The sequence below is a fragment of the Actinoplanes sp. NBRC 103695 genome, assembly GCF_030269485.1.
Taxonomy (GTDB): domain Bacteria; phylum Actinomycetota; class Actinomycetes; order Mycobacteriales; family Micromonosporaceae; genus Actinoplanes.
On record NZ_BSTL01000007.1, the window covers coordinates 13,204 to 34,656 of the forward strand.

19 protein-coding genes and 1 pseudogene are annotated in these 21,453 nt (G+C 70.2%); 13 read left to right on the plus strand and 7 right to left on the minus strand.

Annotation, left to right across the window (positions count from 1 at the left end; translation table 11 throughout):
• Positions 1 to 389 precede the first annotated feature (389 nt).
• A complete protein-coding gene (gene mshA, locus QSK31_RS13325; RefSeq protein WP_285683940.1) occupies positions 390 to 1,688 on the plus strand; it encodes a D-inositol-3-phosphate glycosyltransferase in 1,299 nt (432 codons plus the stop codon).
• The gene (locus QSK31_RS13330; protein ID WP_285683941.1) at positions 1,682 to 2,173 is read left to right on the plus strand and encodes a YbjN domain-containing protein; all 492 of its coding nucleotides are present in this window, start codon (positions 1,682 to 1,684) and stop codon (positions 2,171 to 2,173) included. The genes mshA and QSK31_RS13330 overlap by 7 nt, the downstream gene beginning before the upstream one ends.
• Here the strand turns inward: QSK31_RS13330 and QSK31_RS13335 are convergent.
• Both QSK31_RS13335 and QSK31_RS13340 read right to left on the minus strand, forming a co-directional pair.
• Complete coding sequence (locus QSK31_RS13335) at positions 2,170 to 3,681, minus strand: chemotaxis protein CheW (RefSeq protein WP_285683942.1); 1,512 nt, start codon at positions 3,679 to 3,681, stop codon at positions 2,170 to 2,172. The two genes, QSK31_RS13330 and QSK31_RS13335, sit on opposite strands and share 4 nt — an antisense overlap.
• A complete protein-coding gene (locus QSK31_RS13340; protein ID WP_285683944.1) occupies positions 3,681 to 6,473 on the minus strand; it encodes a methyl-accepting chemotaxis protein in 2,793 nt (930 codons plus the stop codon). Before QSK31_RS13340 ends, QSK31_RS13335 begins: the two co-directional genes overlap by 1 nt.
• Before the next feature lie 500 nt (positions 6,474 to 6,973).
• Between QSK31_RS13340 and QSK31_RS13345 the strand changes: the two genes are divergently transcribed.
• A complete protein-coding gene (locus tag QSK31_RS13345; RefSeq protein WP_502872943.1) occupies positions 6,974 to 7,729 on the plus strand; it encodes a phosphoglyceromutase in 756 nt (251 codons plus the stop codon).
• Positions 7,730 to 7,781: 52 nt separating this feature from the next.
• On the opposite strand, the gene phoU is transcribed toward QSK31_RS13345, so the two are convergent.
• Positions 7,782 to 8,435 (minus strand): phosphate signaling complex protein PhoU, encoded by a 654-nt coding sequence (phoU, locus tag QSK31_RS13350; protein WP_285683946.1) that lies wholly within the window; start codon positions 8,433 to 8,435, stop codon positions 7,782 to 7,784.
• Positions 8,436 to 8,611: 176 nt separating this feature from the next.
• On the opposite strand from phoU, the gene QSK31_RS13355 reads away from it, so the two are divergent.
• Together QSK31_RS13355 and QSK31_RS13360 are read left to right on the plus strand one after the other, a co-directional pair.
• The gene (locus QSK31_RS13355) at positions 8,612 to 9,904 is read left to right on the plus strand and encodes a sensor histidine kinase (protein ID WP_285683947.1); all 1,293 of its coding nucleotides are present in this window, start codon (positions 8,612 to 8,614) and stop codon (positions 9,902 to 9,904) included.
• Positions 9,905 to 9,933: 29 nt separating this feature from the next.
• Positions 9,934 to 10,617 carry a response regulator gene (locus QSK31_RS13360; RefSeq protein WP_285683950.1) on the plus strand — a complete coding sequence of 228 codons (684 nt, stop codon included), beginning with the start codon at positions 9,934 to 9,936 and terminating at the stop codon, positions 10,615 to 10,617.
• 12 nt (positions 10,618 to 10,629) lie between these two features.
• Here QSK31_RS13360 and QSK31_RS13365 read toward each other — a convergent pair whose 3' ends face one another.
• Positions 10,630 to 11,496, minus strand: a complete 867-nt coding sequence (locus QSK31_RS13365; protein WP_285683951.1) for a DUF3109 family protein — start codon at positions 11,494 to 11,496, stop codon at positions 10,630 to 10,632.
• Positions 11,497 to 11,605: 109 nt separating this feature from the next.
• Between QSK31_RS13365 and QSK31_RS13370 the strand changes: the two genes are divergently transcribed.
• Positions 11,606 to 12,421, plus strand: coding sequence for a sugar phosphate isomerase/epimerase family protein (locus tag QSK31_RS13370; RefSeq protein WP_285683952.1), 816 nt, complete (start codon positions 11,606 to 11,608; stop codon positions 12,419 to 12,421).
• A 173-nt stretch (positions 12,422 to 12,594) separates the two neighbouring features.
• Here QSK31_RS13370 and QSK31_RS13375 read toward each other — a convergent pair whose 3' ends face one another.
• Positions 12,595 to 13,131: a CGNR zinc finger domain-containing protein gene (locus QSK31_RS13375; RefSeq protein ID WP_285683953.1), complete on the minus strand. Its 537-nt coding sequence runs from the start codon at positions 13,129 to 13,131 to the stop codon at positions 12,595 to 12,597.
• Between the two features lie 54 nt (positions 13,132 to 13,185).
• Between QSK31_RS13375 and QSK31_RS13380 the strand changes: the two genes are divergently transcribed.
• From QSK31_RS13380 to QSK31_RS13400, 5 genes are all read left to right on the plus strand, one after another.
• The gene (locus tag QSK31_RS13380; protein WP_285683955.1) at positions 13,186 to 14,106 is read left to right on the plus strand and encodes a proline dehydrogenase family protein; all 921 of its coding nucleotides are present in this window, start codon (positions 13,186 to 13,188) and stop codon (positions 14,104 to 14,106) included.
• Positions 14,107 to 14,305: 199 nt separating this feature from the next.
• Entirely contained in the window at positions 14,306 to 14,515 is a 210-nt protein-coding gene (locus QSK31_RS13385) for a helix-turn-helix domain-containing protein (RefSeq protein ID WP_285683957.1), read from the plus strand.
• 82 nt (positions 14,516 to 14,597) lie between these two features.
• Positions 14,598 to 14,795, plus strand: coding sequence for a 30S ribosomal protein bS22 (locus QSK31_RS49210; protein ID WP_502872944.1), 198 nt, complete (start codon positions 14,598 to 14,600; stop codon positions 14,793 to 14,795).
• A 78-nt stretch (positions 14,796 to 14,873) separates the two neighbouring features.
• Positions 14,874 to 15,950, plus strand: a complete 1,077-nt coding sequence (locus QSK31_RS13395; RefSeq protein ID WP_285683958.1) for an NAD-dependent epimerase/dehydratase family protein — start codon at positions 14,874 to 14,876, stop codon at positions 15,948 to 15,950.
• Positions 15,951 to 15,952: 2 nt separating this feature from the next.
• The gene (locus tag QSK31_RS13400) at positions 15,953 to 16,978 is read left to right on the plus strand and encodes a lysophospholipid acyltransferase family protein (RefSeq protein WP_285683959.1); all 1,026 of its coding nucleotides are present in this window, start codon (positions 15,953 to 15,955) and stop codon (positions 16,976 to 16,978) included.
• Positions 16,979 to 17,361: 383 nt separating this feature from the next.
• On the opposite strand, the pseudogene QSK31_RS13405 reads toward QSK31_RS13400, so the two are convergent.
• Both QSK31_RS13405 and QSK31_RS13410 read right to left on the minus strand, forming a co-directional pair.
• A pseudogene (locus tag QSK31_RS13405) lies at positions 17,362 to 18,243 on the minus strand (DUF5667 domain-containing protein); the annotation flags it as partial.
• Positions 18,244 to 18,409: 166 nt separating this feature from the next.
• Positions 18,410 to 19,369 (minus strand): ECF subfamily RNA polymerase sigma factor, BldN family, encoded by a 960-nt coding sequence (locus QSK31_RS13410; protein WP_502872945.1) that lies wholly within the window; start codon positions 19,367 to 19,369, stop codon positions 18,410 to 18,412.
• Positions 19,370 to 19,711: 342 nt separating this feature from the next.
• On the opposite strand from QSK31_RS13410, the gene QSK31_RS13415 reads away from it, so the two are divergent.
• Both QSK31_RS13415 and QSK31_RS13420 read left to right on the plus strand, forming a co-directional pair.
• A complete protein-coding gene (locus tag QSK31_RS13415; protein WP_285683962.1) occupies positions 19,712 to 21,202 on the plus strand; it encodes an AMP-binding protein in 1,491 nt (496 codons plus the stop codon).
• Positions 21,199 to 21,450 carry a glutaredoxin family protein gene (locus QSK31_RS13420; RefSeq protein WP_285683964.1) on the plus strand — a complete coding sequence of 84 codons (252 nt, stop codon included), beginning with the start codon at positions 21,199 to 21,201 and terminating at the stop codon, positions 21,448 to 21,450. Before QSK31_RS13415 ends, QSK31_RS13420 begins: the two co-directional genes overlap by 4 nt.
• The last annotated feature ends 3 nt before the right edge of the window (positions 21,451 to 21,453 follow it).

The following is a 21,453-nucleotide window of genomic DNA, read 5'->3' on the forward strand; positions in this document are numbered from 1 at the left end:
TATGCCCTCTTGGCCCTCGCCCTGCGGCGGAGTGGGTTGGCGGCGGCGTGTGCCGCTCGGTGCAATCGGTCATGACGGAGCCTCCCTTTGTCATGCCCTCTTGGCCCTCGCCCTGCGGCGGAGTGGGTTGGCGGCGGCGTGTGCCGCTCGGTGCAATCGGTCATGACGGAGCCTCCCTTTGTCATGCCCTCTTGGCCCTCGCCCTGCGGCGGAGTGGGTCACCGCCGGCGTGTGCCGCTCGGTGCAATCGGTCATGACGTCGGTCACCCTCGCCCGGCCGCCGTTTGGGTTCAGCGTCAGCCGGTGGGGAAGATGATTCTCGGCGCTGGAAGATGAACGACTCTGTATTGGTTGTCCGTAACGATTGCCCCCCATCGAGAGGACTTGACGTGGCTGAGCCGCTGGCCGCCTTGAGCTGGCCGACCCCCCGGCGCATCGCCACACTCTCCGTACACACCTCCCCGCTGGAGCAGCCGGGCACCGGTGACGCCGGTGGGATGAACGTGTACATCGTCGAAACCGCGAAACGGCTCGCCCGCCTCGGCGTCGAGGTCGAGGTGTTCACCCGCGCCACGTCGTCCGAGCTGCCGCCGGTGGTGGAGATGGCGCCCGGTGTGACCGTCCGGCATGTCACCGCCGGCCCGTTCGAGGGCCTCTCGAAGGAAGAGTTGCCGTCCCAGCTGTGCGCGTTCACCAACGGTGTGCTGCGCGCCGAGGCGGCACATCCGCCGGGCCACTACGACCTGATCCACTCCCACTACTGGCTGTCCGGCCAGGTGGGCTGGCTGGCCCGGGAGCGCTGGGGCGTGCCGCACGTGCACACCGCGCACACCCTGGCCAAGGTCAAGAACAGGATGATCGCGGCCGGTGACCGCCCGGAACCGAAGGCGCGGGTGATCGGCGAGGAGCAGGTGGTCGCCGAGTCCGACGCCCTGGTGGCGAACACCCGGTTCGAGGCACAGGACCTGGTCGCCTGCTACGACGCCGACCCGGCGCGGGTTTCCGTGGTGCAGCCCGGCGTCGACCTGGGCCGGTTCCGCCCGGGTCCGGCCGACCGCGCCCGGTTCGGCCTGCCGCCGACCGGTCATGTGGTCTCGTTCGTCGGCCGCATCCAGCCGCTCAAAGGGCCCGGCGTGCTGATCCGGGCCCTTGCCGAGCTGCGCGCCCGTGACCCGGGGCTGCCGATCACGGTGGTGATCTGCGGCGGACCCAGCGGCAGCGGCCTGGACCGGCCCGCCTCGCTGATCGAGCTGGCCGCGTCCCTGGGTGTGTCCGACGCGGTGACCTTCCTCCCGCCGCAGACCGGCGACGCGCTGGCCGCCCTCTACCGCACCTCCGACCTGGTCGCGGTGCCCTCGCACAACGAGTCGTTCGGGCTGGTCGCGCTGGAGGCGCAGGCCTGCGGCACGCCGGTCGTCGCGGCCGCGGTCGGTGGCCTGGTCACCGCGGTGCGCGACGGGATCAGCGGGGTGCTGGTCGACGGGCACGACCCGGAGGACTGGGCCCGTGTGCTGGGCCGGTTGCTGGTCGCTCCCGGCTTCCGGGCCGAGCTGTCCGCCGGGGCCGTCGCGCACGCCACCTGCTTCTCCTGGGACCGGACGGCCGAGGAGCTGCTTCGCGTTTACCGTGAGGCGGTGACCGCGCACCGGGCGCTGATCGCGGCACGCGTGGAGGCGTACGCATGGTGACGGGGTTGATCGAAAAGGTCTGTGCCGACCGCGAGCTGGAGTGCGAGGCGACCGGCGAGAACCGCTGGGTCGTCACGCTGCCGGGCACGCACAAGCTCAAGACCATGTGCAACCTCATCGTCGGTGAGCACGCGCTGCGCATCGAGGCGTTCGTCATGCGCCGGCCCGACGAGAACCGCGAGGAGCTGTGGGCCTGGCTGCTGCGGCGCAACGCCCGGATGTACGGCGTGAGCTTCTCCATCGACGGCGTCGGCGACGTCTACCTGACCGGCCGGGTGTCGCTGGCGTCGCTGGACGAGGACGAGCTGGACCGGCTGTTCGGCGCGGTGCTCACCTACGCCGACGAGTCCTTCGACCCGATGCTGGAGATCGGGTTCGGCGAGTCCATCCGGCGCGAGTGGGCCTGGCGGGTCAAGCGCGGCGAGTCGCTGGCCAACCTGCAGGCCTTCGCCCACCTCTTCGACAAACCCCAGGACGTGTCCTAGGCCGCCAGCTCCGCGGCGACCAGACTCTTGAGATCCACGTACGGCAGCAGCCGGCCCTGACCCTCGGTGCCGATCTTCACCAGCTGGCCGCGCTGGAGCATCGCGCCCGGGTCGCCGGGCTGCGCGGGGCCGACCTCCTCCCAGACGGATTCCTCGATCGCGTGCAGGGCGGGCACCACGAAGCCGACCAGGTCCCCGCCCGGCGTGTCCACCAGCAGCACCCGCGCGGTGCCGGTGTCCACCGGTTCGGCCACGCCGAGCAGCATGCCGAGGGCGAGCAGCGGCACCGACAGCCGGCGGTGGGTGAAGACGCCGAGCAGTTCGCTGCCGCTGTCCAGGCCGATCGCGTGCTCCGGGTACGGCACGATCTCGGTGATCTGCTCCAGCGGCGTGGCCGCCTCCTTGCCGACGTGGTAAGTCAGGAACTTCCGGACCCTCGCCACGATCCGCCGCCCGTCCTTGGTCTCCCGGGTGGCCTCGCCCTCGTCGGCGGGGGCCCCGATCTCCTCGTCGGCCAGGGCGGTGTCGCCGCCGTCCAGCGGCAGGCCGAGGCCCGCGAGCGTGTCCAGTTCGGCGTCCGCGCGCATCACCGCGCCGTTCAGCAGCAGGTGCTGGCGGCCGTCCTCGAGCCGCAGGATGCCGTCCAGGAAGCCGTCCTTGCGCATGCCCACCGGCGGCAGCGGCAGCACGTCGTCGATCGGGACCGCGGCGATGTCCGAGATGTCCGAGACGATGAGCACCACCAGGCCGCGCTCGGTGGCCAGCACAAGCCCACGCATGATGCCGTCGTCCGGCAGCGAGCCCAGTCCCAGCAGGGCGAGCGGGTCGACCGCGGGCACCGCCCGGCCGTGCAGGTGCACCACGCCGCGGCAGGTGGTCCCGTCCAGCGGTGACGGATGCAGGGTGAGCTGGGGGATCACCGAGTGCACGTGGGTCACGTCCATGCTCAGCCCCACCGGCCCGCACTGCAGGAGCAGCACGGTACGCCGGGACGCGTCGATCACCCCGCTCCCGATCGGTGGCCGCAACCCGACGTCCTGGACCACCGGGATGCCCGGGCGGGCGGCGATCGCGGCGGCGTTCAGCAGCGACACCACGGCGCCGTCCTCGGGCCGTTCGAACGTGTGCGAGAACAGCGCCGCGGCATCCCCGGCGACGTGCGTCTCGAGCAGCGCCTCGGCGGTGACCTTGGCGACGCCTTCGATCTCGTCGGCGAGCAGCCCGAAGACCTGGCCCTCCCGGGCGACGATGACGATCACCCGGCCGGCGGCGTCGCTGTCGTGCGCGCCGAACCCGGCGAGCCGGCACAGGTCCAGCACCGGGATCACCACGTGCCGCAGGTTCACCGCCCCGAGCAGGCCGTCGGCCGCGGCGGGCAGCGCGCTGAACCGCGGCGGCCGCATGATCACCTCACGCAGTTCGTCCAGCGGCAGCGCCACCCGGACGTCGCCGGCGTGGAACACCCCGTACAGGGCGTCCGTGCTGCCGGCCGTCGCGATCGTGGTCATCACTCAGCCGCACCACTGCCGAGCAGCTCACGGATGTGGTCCGAGACGGCCCGGGACGCGGACTGCTGCAGCGAGGTCGAGTCGGCGATCCGCTTGATCGACTCGCTGGTCGAGCCGACGCTCTTCAGGATCATCCCGAACGCCTCCTGCGCCCGGTGCGACACCTGCGAGCCCTGGCCCACCCGGGCGGCCGACTCGTGGATCAGTGTGGTGATCTCCCGGGCCGCGTCCGACGAGCGTTCGGCCAGCTTGCGCACCTCGCCCGCCACCACGGAGAAGCCGACGCCGTGCTCGCCGGCCCGGGCCGCCTCGATCGAGGCGTTGAAGGCCAGCAGGTTGGTCTGCCCGGCGATCTCGCCGATCACGTTGACGATCGCGGCGATCTGGTCCGAGGACCGCTCGATCAGGTCGATGGCCTCGATCGCGTTGCGTAGCTCCTCGTAGCCCTCCTGGGCGTTCTGCTGTGTCTCGCCGGCCAGCGTGCTGGCCTGCTGCGCGCTCACCGTGATCTCGTCGATCGAGCCGGTCAGCGCGGTGATCGACTGGCTCATCTCCTTGGTCTTCGCGTTGATCCGCCGTTCCATGCCCACCTGGTCGGTGATGTCGTGGGCGTACTTGACGACCTTGAACGGCTCGCCCCTGGTGTTGAAGATCGGGTTGTACGTGGCCTGGATCCACACGTCCCGCCCGAATTTGCCGATCCGGTGGAACCGCCCCGCGAGGTACTCGCCCTTGCGCAGCCGCAGCCAGAAGTCGCGGTACTCGGGCGAGGTCACGTAGTCGCCGGAGCAGAGCATCGAGTGGTGCTGGCCGACGAGTTCCCGGGCCGAGTAGCCGAGGGTGCGCTGGAAGTTCTCGTTGGCCATCAGGATGTTGCCCTCGAGGTCGAACTCGATGACCGCCTGGGCCCGGTTGATCGCCAGGTCCTTGCCGTGGAACTCGGCGTTGCGCAGCTTGGCCTCGGTGACGTCGACCGCGTACTTGACCACCTTGTACGGCATGCCGTCCAGGTCGAAGATCGGGTTGTAGGTGGCCTGCAGCCAGATCTCCCGCTCGCCCTTGGCCAGCCGCTTGTACTCGCCGGCGTCGAACTCGCCGCGGCCCAGCTTCTCCCAGAACGCGGTGTACTCGGCGCTGTTCGCCATCTCCGGGTCGACGAACATCCGGTGGTGCTGGCCGCGGATCTCCGGCAGCGAGTAGCCCATCGTGTCGACGAAGTTCTGGTTGGCGTCCAGGATCCGGCCGGCCAGGTCGAACTCGACGACCGCCTGGGCCCGGCCGATCGCCGACACCTTGCCCTCGTACTCGGCGTTGCGCAGCTTGCCCTCGGTGATCTCGGTGGCGTACTCGACGACCTTGAACGGCCGGCCCTCCAGGTCGAAGATCGGGTTGTACGAGGCCAGCAGCCAGATGTCCCGGCCGCCCTTGGCGACCCGCCGGTACTCGCCGGCCTCGTACTCGCCGCGGCTCAGCCGCTGCCAGAACGCCGCGTACTCCTGGCCCTTGGCGTGCTCGGCGTCCACGAAGATGCGGTGGTGCTGCCCGCGGACCTCGTCCATCGTGTAGCCCATGGTGGTCAGGAAGTTCTCGTTCGCGTCCTGGATGTGGCCGGCCAGGTCGAACTCGACGACCGCCTGGGACCGGTCGATCGCGGCGACCTTCCCGACGTACTCGGCATTCTTGATCTTGTTGTCGGTGATCTCGGTGGCGTACTTGACGACCTTGAACGGGCGCCCGTCCAGATCGAAGATCGGGTTGTAGGTGGCCTGCAGCCAGATCTCCCGCCCGCCCTTGGCCAGCCGCTTGTACTCGCCGCCCTCGAACTCGCCCCGGGACAGCGCCTGCCAGAAGTTCTTGTACGCCGCCCCGCGCGCCTCCTGCTCCTCCACGAAGAGCCGGTGGTGCTGACCGCGGATCTCGTCGAGGGTGTAGCCCATCGTGTTCAGGAAGTTCTGGTTGGCGTCCAGGATCAGCCCGTTCAGGTCGAACTCGATGACCGCCTGCGCCCGGCTGATCGCCGTGACCTTGCCCTCGTACTCGGCGTTGCGCAGCTTCGTCTCGGTGACGTCCAGCGCGTACTTCACGATCTTGTACGGCTTGTCGTCCAGGTTGAAGATCGGGTTGTAGGTGGCCCGGATCCACACCTCCCGGCCGCCTCGCCCGACCCGCTTGAACTCGCCGCTCTCCACCTCGCCGTTGCGCAGCCGCTCCCAGAACTGGGCGTACTCGGTGCTTTCGGCGTACCGCTCCTCGCACAGGATCCCGTGGTGCTCGCCGACCAGATCGCCGAGCCCGTACCCGGTGAGTTCCAGGAAGTTCTCGTTGGCGCTGAGGATGATGCCGTCCAGGTCGAACTCGATCACCGCCTGGGCGCGGTCGATGGCCGTGACCTTGCCCTTCAGCTCGGTGACCTGCCGGCGGTCCTCGGTGATGTCGTACGCGGAGACCAGCACCAGGTTGCGGTCCGACTCCACCGGGCCGCAGTTGATCCGCAGCCAGCGGTGCCGCTCGGTGCTGTCGACCACCGACGTGACCTGCTCGAGGTATTCACCGGACCGGGCCGCGTCGAGCAGCCGGTCCACCGCGGTGGCCGACGTGTGCCACAGATCGGCCAGCATCCGGCCCTGGATCTCCGACTCGGGCTGTCCGATCAGATCGCAGAACCGGTCGTTCGCCGACACCAGCCCCCCGGTCCGGCCGCTGACCGTAGCGACGAGGCGCTCGTGCAGCAGCAGCTCCAGAGCGGCACGATGCAACTGCCGATCCTCGTCGAAGGGGGTTGGCTGAGACATCAGGGGCTCCGGTGGCTTGTAGCGGTACTCCCCAACCCGTTCGGCAACCGGATGGAAACCCTGAGCGCAGCCCTTTCGCCGTGCTTCCGTTTTCAGGGTTCTGGTGACCGCTTCCTGCCCGCTTCGGTCCGCTCACCGGATTCGCGTCGAGCGGGGGAGGGCGGCTCGGCCGTCCGGTGACCTCGGTCGAATCGGCCGTTCGGCCAGCTGTGACGGTTCAGACAGATGGCAGACAGCCAACTAGCTTGCCCCCTGTTGCGCCGTCCAACTAGCGTAGTCAATGAACACCGGACCGTCAGTTCGGGGAACGGGTCGACCGCTTGCGGTCACCGCGGTTCGGTGTTGGGGACGGGTGGCATCAGCCGTTGGGGGACGGCGCGACCCGAGACCGGCGGTTAGTGCGGGCGACGCCTATGGGGATGGGCGTCGTCCGCCGCCGCCGGCGATTTTTTTTGCCCGGTCCTGGCCCCGTGGACGGCTGTTCACCACGGCGCGGCAGTATGAGACCCATGACTGGGACCTTGGTGCTGCTGCGGCACGGTGAAAGCGAATGGAATGCCAAGAACCTCTTCACCGGGTGGGTCGACGTCGACCTGACCGCCAAGGGTGAGGACGAGGCTCGGCGCGGTGGCGTGCTCATCAAGGAGAGCGGCCTCGAGCTTGACGTGGTGCACACCAGCCTGCTGCGCCGCGCGATCCGGACCTCCGAGATCGGGCTGCACGCGGCCGACCGGCACTGGATCCCGGTGAAGCGGTCCTGGCGCCTCAACGAGCGGCACTACGGCGCACTGCAGGGCAAGGACAAGAAGCAGACCCTTCAGGAGTACGGCGAGGAGCAGTTCATGCTCTGGCGCCGGTCGTACGACACGCCGCCGCCCGCGATCGACATCGACGACGAGTACTCGCAGTACGCCGACCCCCGGTACGCCGCGCTGCCGCCGGAGCTCAAGCCGCGCACCGAGTGCCTGAAGGACGTGCTGGAGCGGGCGCTGCCGTACTGGTACGACCAGATCGTGCCGGATCTGCGCGTCGGCAAGACGGTGCTGGTGGCCGCGCACGGCAACTCGCTGCGGGCCATCGTCAAGCACCTCGACCAGATCTCCGACGAGGCGATCGCGAAGCTGAACATCCCGACCGGGATCCCGCTGCGCTACGACCTGGACGCCGACCTGCGCCCGGTCACCGCCGGCGGTCAGTACCTGGACCCGGCCGCCGCCGCCGAGGCCGCCGCCGCGGTCGCCAGCCAGGGCCGCTGAACCAGAAACGGAGGGGACGCCCCCGTGGCGTCCCCTCCGTTCTCCCCTCCGGTTACTGCTGTTCGGTGATCGGCTCGCCGGTCACCAGGAAAGCCAGCTGCTCGCCGATGTTGACGGCGTGGTCCGCGTACCGCTCGTAGAAACGGCCCAGCAGCGCGCCGTCGATCGCGGTCTCCGCGCCGTACGGCCAGTCGTCGTGGAGCAGGATCTTGAACAGCTCCCGCTCCAGGTCGTCCATCGCGTCGTCGTCCTTCTCCAACTCCTCGGCGGCGCCGGCCTCGGGGCTCGCGAGCAGGCCGGTGATCTTCTCCGCCATCAGGTCGGCCCGCTCGGCCATGCCCTGGAAGACGCCACGCAGCTCGGCCGGAACGGCCGGTGACGGGTGACGGCGCTGTGCGGTCTTCGCCACATGCTCGGCGAGGTCGCCCATCCGCTCCAGGTCGGCGGAGATGTGCAGCGCCGTGATCACGGTCCGCAGGTCGACGGCGACCGGCGCCTGGCGGGCGATGGTGTCGGCCACCTTGGTCTCGACCTGGGCGTAGAGCGCGTCCACCTCGGCGTCGCGCTCCATCACCGCACGGGCGGCTTCGATATCGGCGGTGAGCAGGGCCTTCGTAGCCTTCTTCATCGCGGCGCGCACAGCCTCGGCCATGGTCACCAGCAGCCGGCTGACCTCGGCCAGGTCGGCCCGGAATTCCTCGCGCATCGTCACGTCCTGTTGTCGGTCGGGGCTGTCGTCCAGGCCACGCTAGGTGCGCGGGACGGCAAGCATATGAACGGTGATGAACGACGCCGGGCGCACCGGTGAACTTTCCCCGACGCGCGCCCGGTATGTCCCATTGTGCTATCGGCCCAGGTAAACAATGACCCTACGATCGCAGCGTGGACTGGGTGTCAGGCGTCGGCCTCCTCCTTGCCACCCTCGCTCTCGGCGTGGGGGCGGGGCTGGTCATCGCCCGCAGACGGACATCCGCCCCCGACGTCAAGCCCCCATCGGTGGGAACGGGTAAGAAGGGACGCGCCATCGAACCGGACGGAGAGTCCCCCGGCGGCAAACACGGGCTCAAGGGTCTCGGCCGCAAGAGCCTCGACTCCCTGCGGGTCGGCGTGGTCGTGCTCGACGCCGACGACGAACCGGTCCTGGTCAACCCCGCCGCCCGGGCCATGGGCCTGCTGCGGTCCGGCGGTGCGCCGGGCACGATCGCGGCACATCCCATTCTGCGTACGCTGGCCGGGCAGGTCCGGCGCACCGGCGTGCGCCGCGAGGTCGAGCTGGATCTGCCCCGTGGCCGCGCGGGTGGCCCGCAGGCGCCGCTCGGCCTGCACCTGCGCGCGGTGGCCCTGAACTCCTCGCACGTCGCGGTCGAGGCCGCCGACGTGACCGAGTCGCACCGGCTGGCCCGGGTCCGGCGCGACTTCGTGGCCAACGTCAGCCACGAGCTCAAGACGCCGATCGGCGCGCTCCAGCTGCTCGCCGAGGCGTTACTGGACGCCACCGACATGCCGGAGCCCAAGCCGGACGACATCGAGAACGAGGACCTGATCGCCGCCCGGCGCTTCGCCGAGCGCATCCACCACGAGTCCGCGCGGATGGGCCGGCTGGTCAACGAGCTGCTGGAACTCACCCGGCTGCAGGGCGCCGAGCCGCTGCCCACCCCCGAACCGGTCCCGATGGACTGGGTGATCGCCGAGGTCATCGATCGCACGCGCACCACGTCCAGCGCCAAGAAGATCGAGGTGGTGTACGCGGGACCGCGCGGCGCCGTGGTCTTCGGCAGCGACAGCCAGGTCGCCACCGCGGTCACCAACCTGGTGGAGAACGCCATCGCCTACTCCGGCGAAGACACCACCGTCTCGCTCACGGTTCGTCAGGACGACGACTGGATCGAGATCGATGTGGCGGACCAGGGGATCGGCATCGCGCCGCACGACCTGGACCGCATCTTCGAACGGTTCTACCGCGCCGACCAGGCGCGCTCCCGGGCCACCGGCGGCACCGGGCTCGGCCTGGCCATCGTCAAGCACATCGCCACCAACCATGGTGGCCGGGTGGATGTCTCCAGCACACTGGGTGGTGGCTCGACGTTCACGCTGCGCCTACCGGCGCGACCCCCGGAAGCCCCGTCGCCGTTACCGCCGGCGACTGAGATCGATCCTGGCGCGGAAGAGCGCTAGCTTTCCCGCGCGAACGGAAGGGAACCACATTGGCCCGCGTGCTCGTGGTCGAGGACGAGGAATCGTTCTCCGACGCCTTGTCGTACATGCTGCGCAAGGAGGGGTTCGAGGTTTCGGTCGCACCGACCGGCACCTCGGCGCTCACCCAGTTCGACCGGACCGGCGCCGACATCGTCCTGCTCGACCTGATGCTGCCCGAGATGTCCGGCACCGAGGTCTGCCGTCAGCTCCGGCAGCGCTCCGCCGTACCCATCATCATGGTCACCGCCCGGGACAGTGAGATCGACAAGGTCGTCGGTCTCGAGATCGGTGCGGACGACTACGTCACCAAGCCGTACTCCCCGCGTGAGCTGGTCGCCCGGATAAGGGCGGTGCTGCGCCGCCAGGGCACCGAGTCCGCCGAGGTGACCACGCCGACGCTGGCCGCCGGCCCGGTCCGGATGGACGTCGAGCGGCACGTCGTGACCGTGGACGGCTCGTCGGTGCAGCTTCCGCTCAAGGAGTTCGAGCTGCTCGAGCTGCTGCTGCGCAACGCCGGCCGGGTGCTCACCCGCGGCCAGCTGATCGACCGGGTCTGGGGCGCCGACTACGTGGGCGACACCAAGACCCTGGACGTGCACGTCAAGCGGCTGCGTTCCAAGGTGGAGCCGGAGCCCAGCGCGCCGCGCTACATCGTCACCGTCCGGGGGCTCGGCTACAAGTTCGAGCCCTGACCGGTCCAGGACCTAGAGGATCTTGTCCTTCTTACTGGTGCCGACCGGCGTGATCGGCAGCCGGGCCCTGGCCTTCACGGTGGCCGGGTGCTCGGCGACCAGCCCGGCCGCCAGCCGCGCGTCGCACAGCTCGGCCAGGCGGTTGTAGGCACCCTCGCCGATCAACGCGATCAGCTCCGGGGCGTACGACTTGAACATCGGCTCCGCGCCGACGTGCGCGTCCGGTGACGACGTGCACCACCAGTCCAGGTCGTGGCCGCCGGCGCCCCAGCCGCGGCGGTCGAACTCGGCGAGCGTGGACTGCAGCACCTTGGTCCCGTCCGGGCGCTCCACCCAGTTCTGCTCGCGGCGCACCGGCAGCTGCCAGCAGACATCCGGCTTGTAGGTGAGCGGGTGCACGCCGTCGCGCAGAGCCTGGGCGTGCAGCGCGCAGCCACCACCGCCGGAGAAGTCGGCGTCGTTGAGGAAGACGCAGGGGCCGTCGACCGACTGGGTGGCGGTCCGCCGGGCCGGCTTGCTGCCGTCGACGGTGTCCATCTCGGTGTAGTTCTTGAAGCCCTTGCGGTAGTGCTGCCAGTACTCCGGGGTGAGCCGTGCGGCCGCCGCCTTCGTCCGGTTCTCGTCGTCGGCGTCGGTGAAGAACGCGCCGTGTGAACAGCAGCCGTCCTGGGCGCGGCCGGCGACGATGCCGTGGCAGGCCGACCCGAAGACACAGGTCCAGCGAGACAGCAACCAGGTCAGGTCGGCGCGGACCGAGTGCTGATCGTCGGCCGGGTCGGGGAACTCGATCCACTCGCGGGCGTAGTCGAGGTCGACCTCGTCGGCCCGCGCTGCGGCGGTGGGGTCCAGGGTGATCTGGACGGGAGAACGGCGGCTCACCTGCGACAGCGTACGCGTGCGGGTGATGAGCACCCGGACGCCGCCCGGTTTGGTCTTTATATCCAGGCACGCGTCGAGCCCTCGCGCACGGCGGGTCTACCCTGGAAGGGTGAGTTCCCGCGTCCCTGTCCTCCTGTCCAGCTCGTCGGTCTTCCCCGAGCCGACCGCGGCCGCCTTCGAGATGGCTGCCACGGTGGGCTTCGACGCCCTCGAGGTGATGGTGTGGACCGACGCCGTCAGCCAGGACGCCGACGCCCTGCGCGTCCTCTCCCGGCACTACGACATCCCGGTCCGCTCGGTGCACGCGCCCTGCCTGCTGGTCACCCAGCGGGTGTGGAGCCCCGACCCGTGGGAGCGGCTGAACCGCGCCGCCCAGCTCGCCGAGTCCCTCGAGGCCCCGACCGTCGTCGTGCACCCGCCGTTCAGCTGGCAGCGCGACTATGCGCGGAACTTCGCGCCCGGCGTGGCCAAGATGCAGGCCAAGCACCCCGACATCACGTTCGCGATCGAGAACATGTTCCCGGTGAAGATGGCCGGGCGCTGGTTCACGCCGTACACGCCGGGGTGGGATCCGACGACCACCGGCTTCGACGCGTACACGCTGGACATCTCGCACTGCTCGGCCGCGCGCGTCGACTCGCTGGAGATGCTCGGCAAGATGGGCTCCGCGATGCGCCACCTGCACCTGGGCGACGGCACCGGCGAGGGCCGCGACGAGCATCTCGTGCCCGGGCGAGGCAACCAGCCGTGCGCGCAGGTGCTGCGGTCGCTGGCCGAGGGCGGGTTCACCGGTTCGGTCGCGCTCGAGGTGAACACCCGCAAGGTGTCCAGCCGGGCCGAGCGCGAGGTCGACCTGCGGGAGTCGCTGGAGTTCGCCCGGCGGCACCTGGCGCCGGCGCAGAACCCCGCACACCTCCCCGCCTGACCCTTACGCCGGCGCCCGCCTTACTCGACCCGCGGTTGAGATCGGCGCGCCACGCGCGTTGTAGATCGGCGCGCCATTGCGGTGCCCGTCTCGCTCCTGGGCTCCGCTTACGCCGGCTCGTCTCGCGGTGGGGCTCGGCTCGCGGTGGGGCTCGGCTCGCGGTGGGGCTCGGCTTACGCCGGGGTGAGGCTGGCGGCGCGTTTGCGGGCGCGGTGGGCTGCCACGTGCGAGCGGGTCGCGCAGCGCTCGGAGCAGAACCGGCGGCAGTTGTTCGACGACGTGTCCAGGTAGACGTTGCCGCAGCGCTCGTCGGCGCAGATGCCGAAGCGGGCGCTGCCGTACTCGCACAGCCAGACCGACAGACCCCAGACGGCGCCGGCGAGATATTCCGCACTCACCGACGCGCCGCGGCTGGTCACGTGCATGTGCCAGTCGGAGGCGTCGTGGCCGGAGATGCGCGGCTGGACCGGGAAGGCGGCGAGCAGGGCGTTGAGCTCGTTCACCGCCTCGCCGTCGCGGCCGGACGTGCCGTGCTGGAAGACCTCACGCAGGCGTTTCTGCGCGCGCCGGAAGATGGCGACGTCCTTCTCGGCCGCCTCGTCGCGCATCCACTGGTGCTCGTCGCCGAACATGGCACGCAACCCGCCCAGGTCGTCCAGGCGTGCGTTGACCAGATCAACGGCGGTCCTGGCGTACGCGTCGAAGTCCACCCGACAAAGGTAGCTGCCCCTGCCCAGGACAGCACCGGGCGATACTCTCTGGCCATGCTCCGATCCGTCTTTCTCGCCGCCGCCGGATCGTCCCGGTTGGAGCGGCTGGTCGAGTCCGCGCCCGTCAGCAAGGGCATCGTGCGACGGTTCGTCGCGGGCAGCGAGGTGCGTGACGCACTGAGCACCACCCGGGGGCTGGCCGACGACGGGCTGGCGATCTCCCTGGACTACCTGGGTGAGGACACGCTGACCGCCGAGCAGGCGACGGCGACCAAGGATCAGTACCTCACCCTGCTCGGTCAGTTGCGCGAGGCTGGGCTGACGCCGGCCGCCGAGGTCAGCGTGAAGCTGTCCGCGCTGGGGCAGAAGGTCGACGACCGGATGGCGTACGACCATGCCAGCCAGATCTGTGCCGCGGCGCAGGAGGCGGGCACGACCGTGACCCTCGACATGGAGGACCACACCACCACGGATTCGACCCTGGAGATCCTGGCCGAGCTGCGCAAGGACTTCCCGGCGACCGGGGCGGTGCTGCAGGCGTACCTGCGCCGGACCGAGGGAGACTGCCGCGAGCTCGCCACCGCCGGGTCTCGGGTGCGGCTGTGCAAGGGCGCCTACGCGGAACCGGAGTCGGTCGCCTACCAGTCGACGCTGGACGTGGACAAGTCGTACGTCCGCTGCCTGAACATCCTGATGTCGGGTGAGGGCTACCCGATGGTGGCGACGCACGACCCGCGGCTGATCGCGATCGCCGAGGACCGGGCCCGCTGGTTCGACCGGTCACCGGACGAGTACGAGTTCCAGATGCTCTACGGCTGCCGCCCCGAGGAGCAGGCTCGGCTGGCCGGCGCCGGGCACACCGTCCGCGTCTACGTCCCCTACGGCGACCAGTGGTACGGCTACCTGATGCGCCGTCTCGCCGAGCGTCCGGCGAACCTGGCCTTCTTCGGCCGGGCGCTTACCTCGCGTAAGTAATCATTCCGGGCGAAAAGGGCACACTCTCCGGCGTTGCGTCTTGACTTTCTGAAGCAATTTCACGGAACGCATCGCGTTGGTCACAGAAGCATCGATACCGTACTGATGACACGCGCGTTTGAGCGCTGCGGCACCGGCCTCCACAGGCCTCGCCCGAGCCGCGGTGACCGACGCCTGCGAGAGGATCGGTGCGAGGGAGATGACGGGTCCAGCCCAGTCTGAAGGACTGTCCGAAGTGCGGTTCCTGACCGTGGCCGAGGTGGCCGCGCTCATGCGGGTCTCCAAGATGACGGTCTACCGGCTGGTTCACGGGGGCGACCTGACCGCCGTACGCGTCGGTCGATCGTTCCGTGTTCCGGAGCACGCAGTGCATGAGTACCTCCGCGGAGCGTTCAGCCAGACGGCCTGATCACAGGTCAGACGGGGGCCGTGTTGGTCCCGCTGCTGCGGGGCCGCTACGCTGGAGCGGTTGGTTCCCGGGTGAGATGCGCGTGAGCGCCCCGGCCCGGGACACCGTCCAGTCAGCGCCATTCGGCATGCCACTCGGCGCCGATCCGGCGATTACATGGTTTCGAGAGGCTTTTCGTATGGGCTCCGTGGTCAAGAAGCGCCGCAAGCGTATGGCGAAGAAGAAGCACCGTAAGCTGCTGCGCAAGACCCGCGTCCAGCGTCGCCGTCTCGGCAAGTAGGTGAATGGCCGGACGCTCGTCCGGTCATGCCCTTCTTGCCTGCCCCACCGCCGTCTGATCTGAGAGAGGGCGCCCGTGGTGACGTCTGTTTCCAAGCCCCCACGGGTGGTCGTCGTCACCGGGGTCAGCCGTTTTCTGGGTGCCCGGGTGGCGTCGCGTCTCGCCGCCCACCCGGGCGTCGAACGCGTCATCGGCCTTGATCCGCGTGACCCGCCGACAGCCTTTTCCGGGCTGCTCGGCGACGTCGAGCTGGTCAAGGCCGACGCGCGTGCCGCCTCCGGAGCGATCGCCGACCTGGGCGCCGAGGCGGTGGTCCACCTCTCCGTCGCCAGTGCGCCCGACCCCGACAGCGGGGGTCGCGCGGCGATGAAAGAGCAGAACGTCATCGGCACGATGCAGCTGCTCGCCGCCGCACAGGCTGCGCCGCAGCTGCGCAAACTGGTGGTGCGCTCCTCCACGGCCGCGTACGGCGCCTCTTTCAAGGACCCGGCCGTCTTCACCGAGGAGACCGAGCCCCGTGCCGTGCCGCGCGGCTCGTTCGCCCGGGACATCCTCGACATCGAGGGCTACGTGCGTGGGTTCCGCCGCCGTCGCCCCGAGGTCGGCGCCACCGTGCTCCGCTTCGCACCGTTCATCAGCGCGTCCGCCGAGACCACGCTGACCCGCTACTTCGCCCAGCCGGTGGTGCCCACCGTGTGGGGCCGCGATGCCCGGCTGCAGTTCGTGCACGTGGACGACGCGCTGGAGATCCTGCACCGCGCGGTGGTCGAGGACCATCCGGGCACCTTCAACGTGGCCGGGGCCGGTGTCCTGGTGCTCTCGCAGGCGGTGCGCCGGGCCGGCCGGATCTCGATCGCGTTGCCCGAGGGCGCCTTGTCGTCGCTGGCGTCGGTGGCGCGCAACGTCGGCATCGGGCAGATCGGCCTGGACCAGATCGACTGGTTCGTGCACGGCCGGGTGGTGGACACCAGCCGGCTGACCGCGGAGTTCGGCTTCACGCCGCGGACCACGGCCGAGGCCTTCGAGGACTTCATCGCCGGGCACGCGAACGGCGCGTCGCTGACCGCCGGCCGCCTGGACGCCGCCGAGAGGGCCATCCTCGAAGGTATTCGCGCCGTCCGCGCATCGGCCGCAGCCGCTGGGGGAAGTGACTAGTCGTGAGCCAGGAGGAATACCGCCGCGCGACATTGCCGGGGCATGTCGACTTTGAGCTGCCGGCTGAAGAAGCCGTGCCGCGGAAGATCAACGGCAATCACCCCCTCAATGGGCGTACGCCGCGGACTCCGCAGCCTGAGGAGCCGGAGACCGAGCAGCCGGAAACCGAGCAGCCGGCGGATGTCGTCGACATCTGGGATCAGCGGGTCGCCAAGGGGCTCGCGTTCCTGCGCCGGCGGCTGACCGGGGCGTACGAAGTGGATGATTTCGGCTTCGACCCGGACCTCGCCGACTCGGTGTTCCTGCCGATGCTCAAGCGGCTCTACAAGGACTGGTTCCGCACCGAGGTGCTGGGCATCGAGCACGTCCCGGCCACCGGCGGCGGTCTCCTGGTCGGTAACCACTCGGGCGTGCTCGCGCTGGACGCGGTGATGCTCTCGGTTGCCCTGCGCGACCAGCACCCGGAGGAACGACACCTCCGGCTGCTCGGCGCCGATCTGGTCTTCCGGGTGCCGGTGATGTCCGAGCTGGCCCGCAAGGTCGGCGCCACGGTGGCCTGCAATCCGGACGCCGAGCGGCTGATGCGCAACGACGAGCTGGTCGGCGTCTTCCCGGAGGGCTTCAAGGGCACCGGCAAGCTGTACGCCGACCGGTACAAGCTGCAGCGTTTCGGCCGGGGCGGTTTCGTGTCGGCGGCGCTGCGGACCGGCACGCCGATCATCCCGGTGGGCATCGTCGGCGCCGAGGAGATCTACCCGATGATCGCCGACCTGAAGCCGCTGGCCCGGTTGCTCGGCGTCCCGTACTTCCCGGTCACGCCGTTCTTCCCGGCGCTCGGCCCGCTCGGCCTGGTGCCGCTGCCGAGCAAGTGGATGATCCAGTTCTGCCCGCCGATCCCGACCGCGCATCTCACCGAGTACGCGGACGACCCGATGGTGGTCTACAACCTGGCCGACCAGGTCCGCGAGACGATCCAGGCCACCCTGCACGACCTGCTGGCGAAAAGGCCGGACCCGTTCGGACTGTGAAGTCGTAGCATGAAGGCGAGGGGCGGGCCCGGTAACACCCGGCACCGCCCCTCGCCATGTTCATGCCTGTCCTAGCTGCCGAGGATTCCACCCAGCAGCCCGCCGAGCAGGCCCTTGTCCTCTTCGGAACCGGTCGTCGGCGTCTCGTCCGGCGTCGGTTCCTCGCCGGGCGTCTCGTCGGCCGGCGCGATCTTCGTCCGGTTGTCGCCCTGCTTGTCCGCTGGGGCGGTGCCGGCCGGGGCGGTGGCCGGGTCCGTTGCCGGGTCGGTCTTCTCCGGACGCGCCTCGCCGGCCGGCTGCTCGTCGTCGGCACCGGACGTGCTGGGCTTGGTGCCCGGCTTCTGTCCGTGGCTCGGCGAGTCACCGTTGCTTCCGGAGGAGTCCTTGCCGGCCATGCAGCCGCGCAGGCGCGGCCCCAGCGAGTCGACGCCGGCCGGGTTGACCGCGCCGCAGGAAAGTCCGGCGCGCAACTCCTCGGCGCGGGCCTGCACGTCGTCCAGCAGGGACAGCGAGGTGTTCGCGCGTTCCCTGTCGGCCGACGCCAGCTTGCCCATCAGTGGCGCGAACGTACGGCGCTGACCGGCGACGAAAGTGTCGATCCGGGCCAGCGGCGACTTGTCGGTACGCGCCACGGCCGCCTCGGTGAGCAGCTTGACGCCCTGCCGGGTGTCGGCGTCCATGTCGTTCAGGACCCCGGAGAACCCGGTGGTGCCGCCGGGCAGCGCTGCCGCCTCGGCCAGCCGGGTACGCGCGAAGTCCAGCGACAGCTGACCGCGCGTCACGTCCGAGCCGGCCATCGCCAGCTGTGCCCGTTCGGTCTGGCGCTTGACCCCGTACAGCGCGTCGCCGGGTGCGGCGTTCTCGCTGGCCGCGGAGATCCCGGAGACGGCCATGGCACCGGCGGCGACGCCGATCACGATGGCGCCGCGGGCACGGATCCGGCGCCCGGTGAGGCTCAGGCCACGTCGCGGCTCAGCCGCGTGGCCTCCGGCCGGTTCGGTACCGGTCGGCACCGCGGTGTGACCGATCCCGTCCCGCTCGGCCGTGGCCACGAGCATCGCTCGTAGCCCGGTGCGGAACTCGTTGCCCACCCGTGCTCCCGGGCGGACCGCGGAGAGGGTGGTACCGATGGCGACGAGCTCGGCGAGCTCCTCGTCGGCCGGACCACGGGAGTGGTGCCGACGGCCGCCGCCGGTCTCGTCGAGAAGTTCCGCGAAGCGCTCGGCGCGCCGCCGGTCGAGGAAGTCGAACCTCACCACGGGCACCTCCCTTCGCTCGTGTCTGATCCACCGATCGCGTGACCGACGGATGCGACCGCGGGTCGCACCGGGACAAACGGTCGGGGGAGGTTTAGGGTTACGGCCATCGACGCTCGGTGAAGTGTCGGCTCCGCCACGTGAGAGAGCCCGCGTGCGTGAGGCACGCGCGCCTTCACCACTGGAATCCTTCGGGCAGGAGCCGGGCCAGTGCCCGCACCGCCCGGTACTGCAGCGCCTTGATCGCGCCCTCGTTCTTGCCCATGGTCTGTGCCGTCTCGGCCACCGAGAACCCCTGCAGGAAACGCAGCACGATGCACTCCTGCTGTTCCGGGTTCAGTTGTTTGACCGCGGTGAGCAGGGCGACGTTGGTGATGTGGTCGACCACGGCCGACTCCGGGCTGCCCTCCGGGCCGCGGTCCTCGCGGTCGGCGTCGAGCACGTCGCCAGTGGTCACCTCGAGCCGGTACCGGCCCGACTTGAAGTGGTCGGCGACCAGGTTGCGAGCGATGGTGACCAGCCAGGCGCCGAGGTCGCGGCCCTGCCAGGTGAAGCTGCCGATCCGTTTGAGCGCCCGCAGGAAGGTGTCCGAGGTCAGGTCCTCGGCGAGCTGGCGGTTGCCGACCCGGAAGTAGACGAAGCGGAACACCGTGTCGACGTACCGGTCGTAGATCAGGCCGAAGGCCTCGGACTCGCCGGCCTGGGCGCGCTCGACCAGCCCCCACACCTCGGCGGCCGCGTCGGACGGGTCCGGCCGGGCCGGGTACTTGGGTGGCTCCGACTCGGTCGGCGGGCCGGTGGTGCTCTGAGTCGGCACGACCACCTGGGTGACGTCGCCGTCCAGCGGCCGGGTCTCACCGTCCAGGCTGCGCTGGCCGGGCCCGGGCTGGGCGGGCATCGCCGGGCGGCCGGGCACGGCGACGCGACCACCGCCGACCGGCTTGATGTTGCCGGTGGGTGGCGTGTGCCGGCTGGGCGACTCGTTGATGTGCGGCCGGTTACGGGTCCGCTTGGGTCCGTCGCCTCGGATGGCGTGGACGACGAACGTCTCCACCGAATCCGCCAGCCGGGTCAGCCCCGAGTTGAGCGTGAAGCGTGCCGAGTTGCAGGGGTCGCCGGCATACACATCACTCACTGCGCCTCCGTCCCGCCAGAGCGGCATTCGAGCTGAATCCGTGCTACGTGTGGCACAGCGGGCCTCCTCGGGGTGAGGGATGGTCACTCACAACAAAAGGGGTGGGGCGGACCCGACGTTGCCGGGCCGTCCTCACCCACGGGTGTGGAGTCCGTTGGACAGGGAGTGTCACGGACTCCGGACACACGGAGTCGCACACCGTGTGCGCTGCGCGAAATCACCATGAAGTGGCGCAGACAAGACAACAGGAACTTCTGCCACGATGTAGGACCCACTCCGTACGGAGACGGACAAGTTGTCCGTCGTCCTCCGACCGGGGGTGATGTGCCACACTCGCTGGTCGTGGAGAACAGAGCACGCGACGTCGTCCGCGAGGCCGCCCGGCGCCGCCCCGACGGGATCGCGCTGATCGCCGGGACAACCTCGCTGACCTGGGCTGATGTGGACACACGGGTGGACCGGGCAGCCCGCCGGCTGGCGGCGATGGTCGATGCGCCGGGCGCCCGGGCGGGCATCGTGCTCGGCACGTCCGTCGACTTCGCGGTCACCTACTTCGCCGTGTTGCGTGCCGGGCTCGTCGCCGTGCCGCTCAACCCCGGATACACATCTGACGAGCTGAACTACGCACTGTCCGACGCGGGCGTGTCGCTGGTGGTCACGGACAGGCCGCTTGACGGCGTGTCGTGCGTGTCGCCCGACTTCGGGGAGGGCCCGGAGAGCGACCCACCGGAGGTGGCCGGCGACCAGCTGGCCGTCCTGCTCTACACGTCCGGTACCAGCGGGCGGCCCAAGGGCGCGATGCTCAGCCACGCCGCACTCGCCGCCAACCACGAGCAGCTGGACCGGATCGAGCCGGCCGTCGTGGGCCCGGCCGATGTGGTGCTGCTGACGGTGCCGTTCTTTCACGCGTACGGGCTGAACACCGGTCTGGGCAGCGTCGCCCATCACGCGGCCACCGGCGTTCTGCTGGACAGGTTCGACCCGGCCGAGTCGCTCCGCGTGATCGCCGAGCGCGGCGTGACCGTGACGGTCGGAGTGCCGAGTATGTACGCCGCGTGGTCGCGTACCGAATCTGCCGGATCGTCCCTCACCGCCGTGCGCACCGCGGTCTGTGGCGCCGCGCCGCTCGACCCGGACGTCGCGGCCAGGTTCACCGCCGCCACCGGCAAGACCGTGATCATCGGGTACGGGCTGACCGAGACCGCCCCGGTGCTGACCACCACCGCGGTGAGCGACCGTGGCAAGGCCGGGTCGATCGGGCGCCCGCTGCCCGGCGTGGAACTGCGGCTGCGGACCGCGAACGGTGAGGTGCTCTGGGCGGACGGCACCGCCACCCCGGCCGAGGACCTGGCCGAACTGGACCTCTCGGTCGAGGACTCGGCCGGCTCCGACCCCGCCGAGATCGTGGTGCGCGGCGCCAACCTGTTCGGCGGTTACTGGCCGGACGGGCGGGACGGGCCGGACACCGACGGGTGGTGGGGGACCGGCGACATCGCGTACGCGGACGAGGACGGCGACCTGCACCTGGTCGACCGGATCGGCGAGCTGATCCTGGTGAACGGCTTCAACGTCTACCCGGCGGAGATCGAACGGGTGCTGGACGCCCATCCGGGCGTGGCCGAGGCGGCGGTGGTCGCGGTGGAGCACGCGGAGACCGGGCAGGCGCCGCACGCGTACGTGGTGCCGGCTCTCGACCCGGCACCCACCGTGGCCGAACTGCAGGTCTTCTGCGCGGCGCAGCTCGCGCGCTTCAAGCTCCCGGCCGCGATCGAGATCGTCTCGTCCCTGCCCCACTCGGCGCTGGGCAAGGTTCGGAAGCGGGAGCTCAGGTGACCAACCGCGTGACGCTGATCAGCCGGGACGGGTGCCACCTGTGCGAGGTGGCCGAGCAGGCACTGGACCGGATCGTGCCCGGCGCCTGGGACCGGGTGGACGTCGATTCGTCGCTGGACCTGGAGCGGGACTACGGCGACCGGGTGCCGGTGGTGCTGCTGGACGGCAAGGAGCACGGGTACTGGCGGGTCGAGGAAGAACGGCTGCGTCGCGATATTGCGAAGCCGCCCGGAGCGCCTCGGCTGTAGGTT

Bases quoted from the DNA above. Each gene is read 5' to 3' on its own strand.
- QSK31_RS13335 (WP_285683942.1), bottom strand. From the start codon at position 3,681: ATGACCACGATCGCGACGGCCGGCAGCACGGACGCCCTGTACGGGGTG.
- QSK31_RS13330 (WP_285683941.1), top strand. From the start codon at position 1,682: ATGGTGACGGGGTTGATCGAAAAGGTCTGTGCCGACCGCGAGCTGGAG.
- QSK31_RS13385 (WP_285683957.1), top strand. From the start codon at position 14,306: ATGACGGGTCCAGCCCAGTCTGAAGGACTGTCCGAAGTGCGGTTCCTG.
- phoU (WP_285683946.1), bottom strand. From the start codon at position 8,435: ATGCGCGAGGAATTCCGGGCCGACCTGGCCGAGGTCAGCCGGCTGCTG.
- QSK31_RS13380 (WP_285683955.1), top strand. From the start codon at position 13,186: ATGCTCCGATCCGTCTTTCTCGCCGCCGCCGGATCGTCCCGGTTGGAG.
- QSK31_RS13345 (WP_502872943.1), top strand. From the start codon at position 6,974: ATGAGACCCATGACTGGGACCTTGGTGCTGCTGCGGCACGGTGAAAGC.
- QSK31_RS13340 (WP_285683944.1), bottom strand. From the start codon at position 6,473: ATGTCTCAGCCAACCCCCTTCGACGAGGATCGGCAGTTGCATCGTGCC.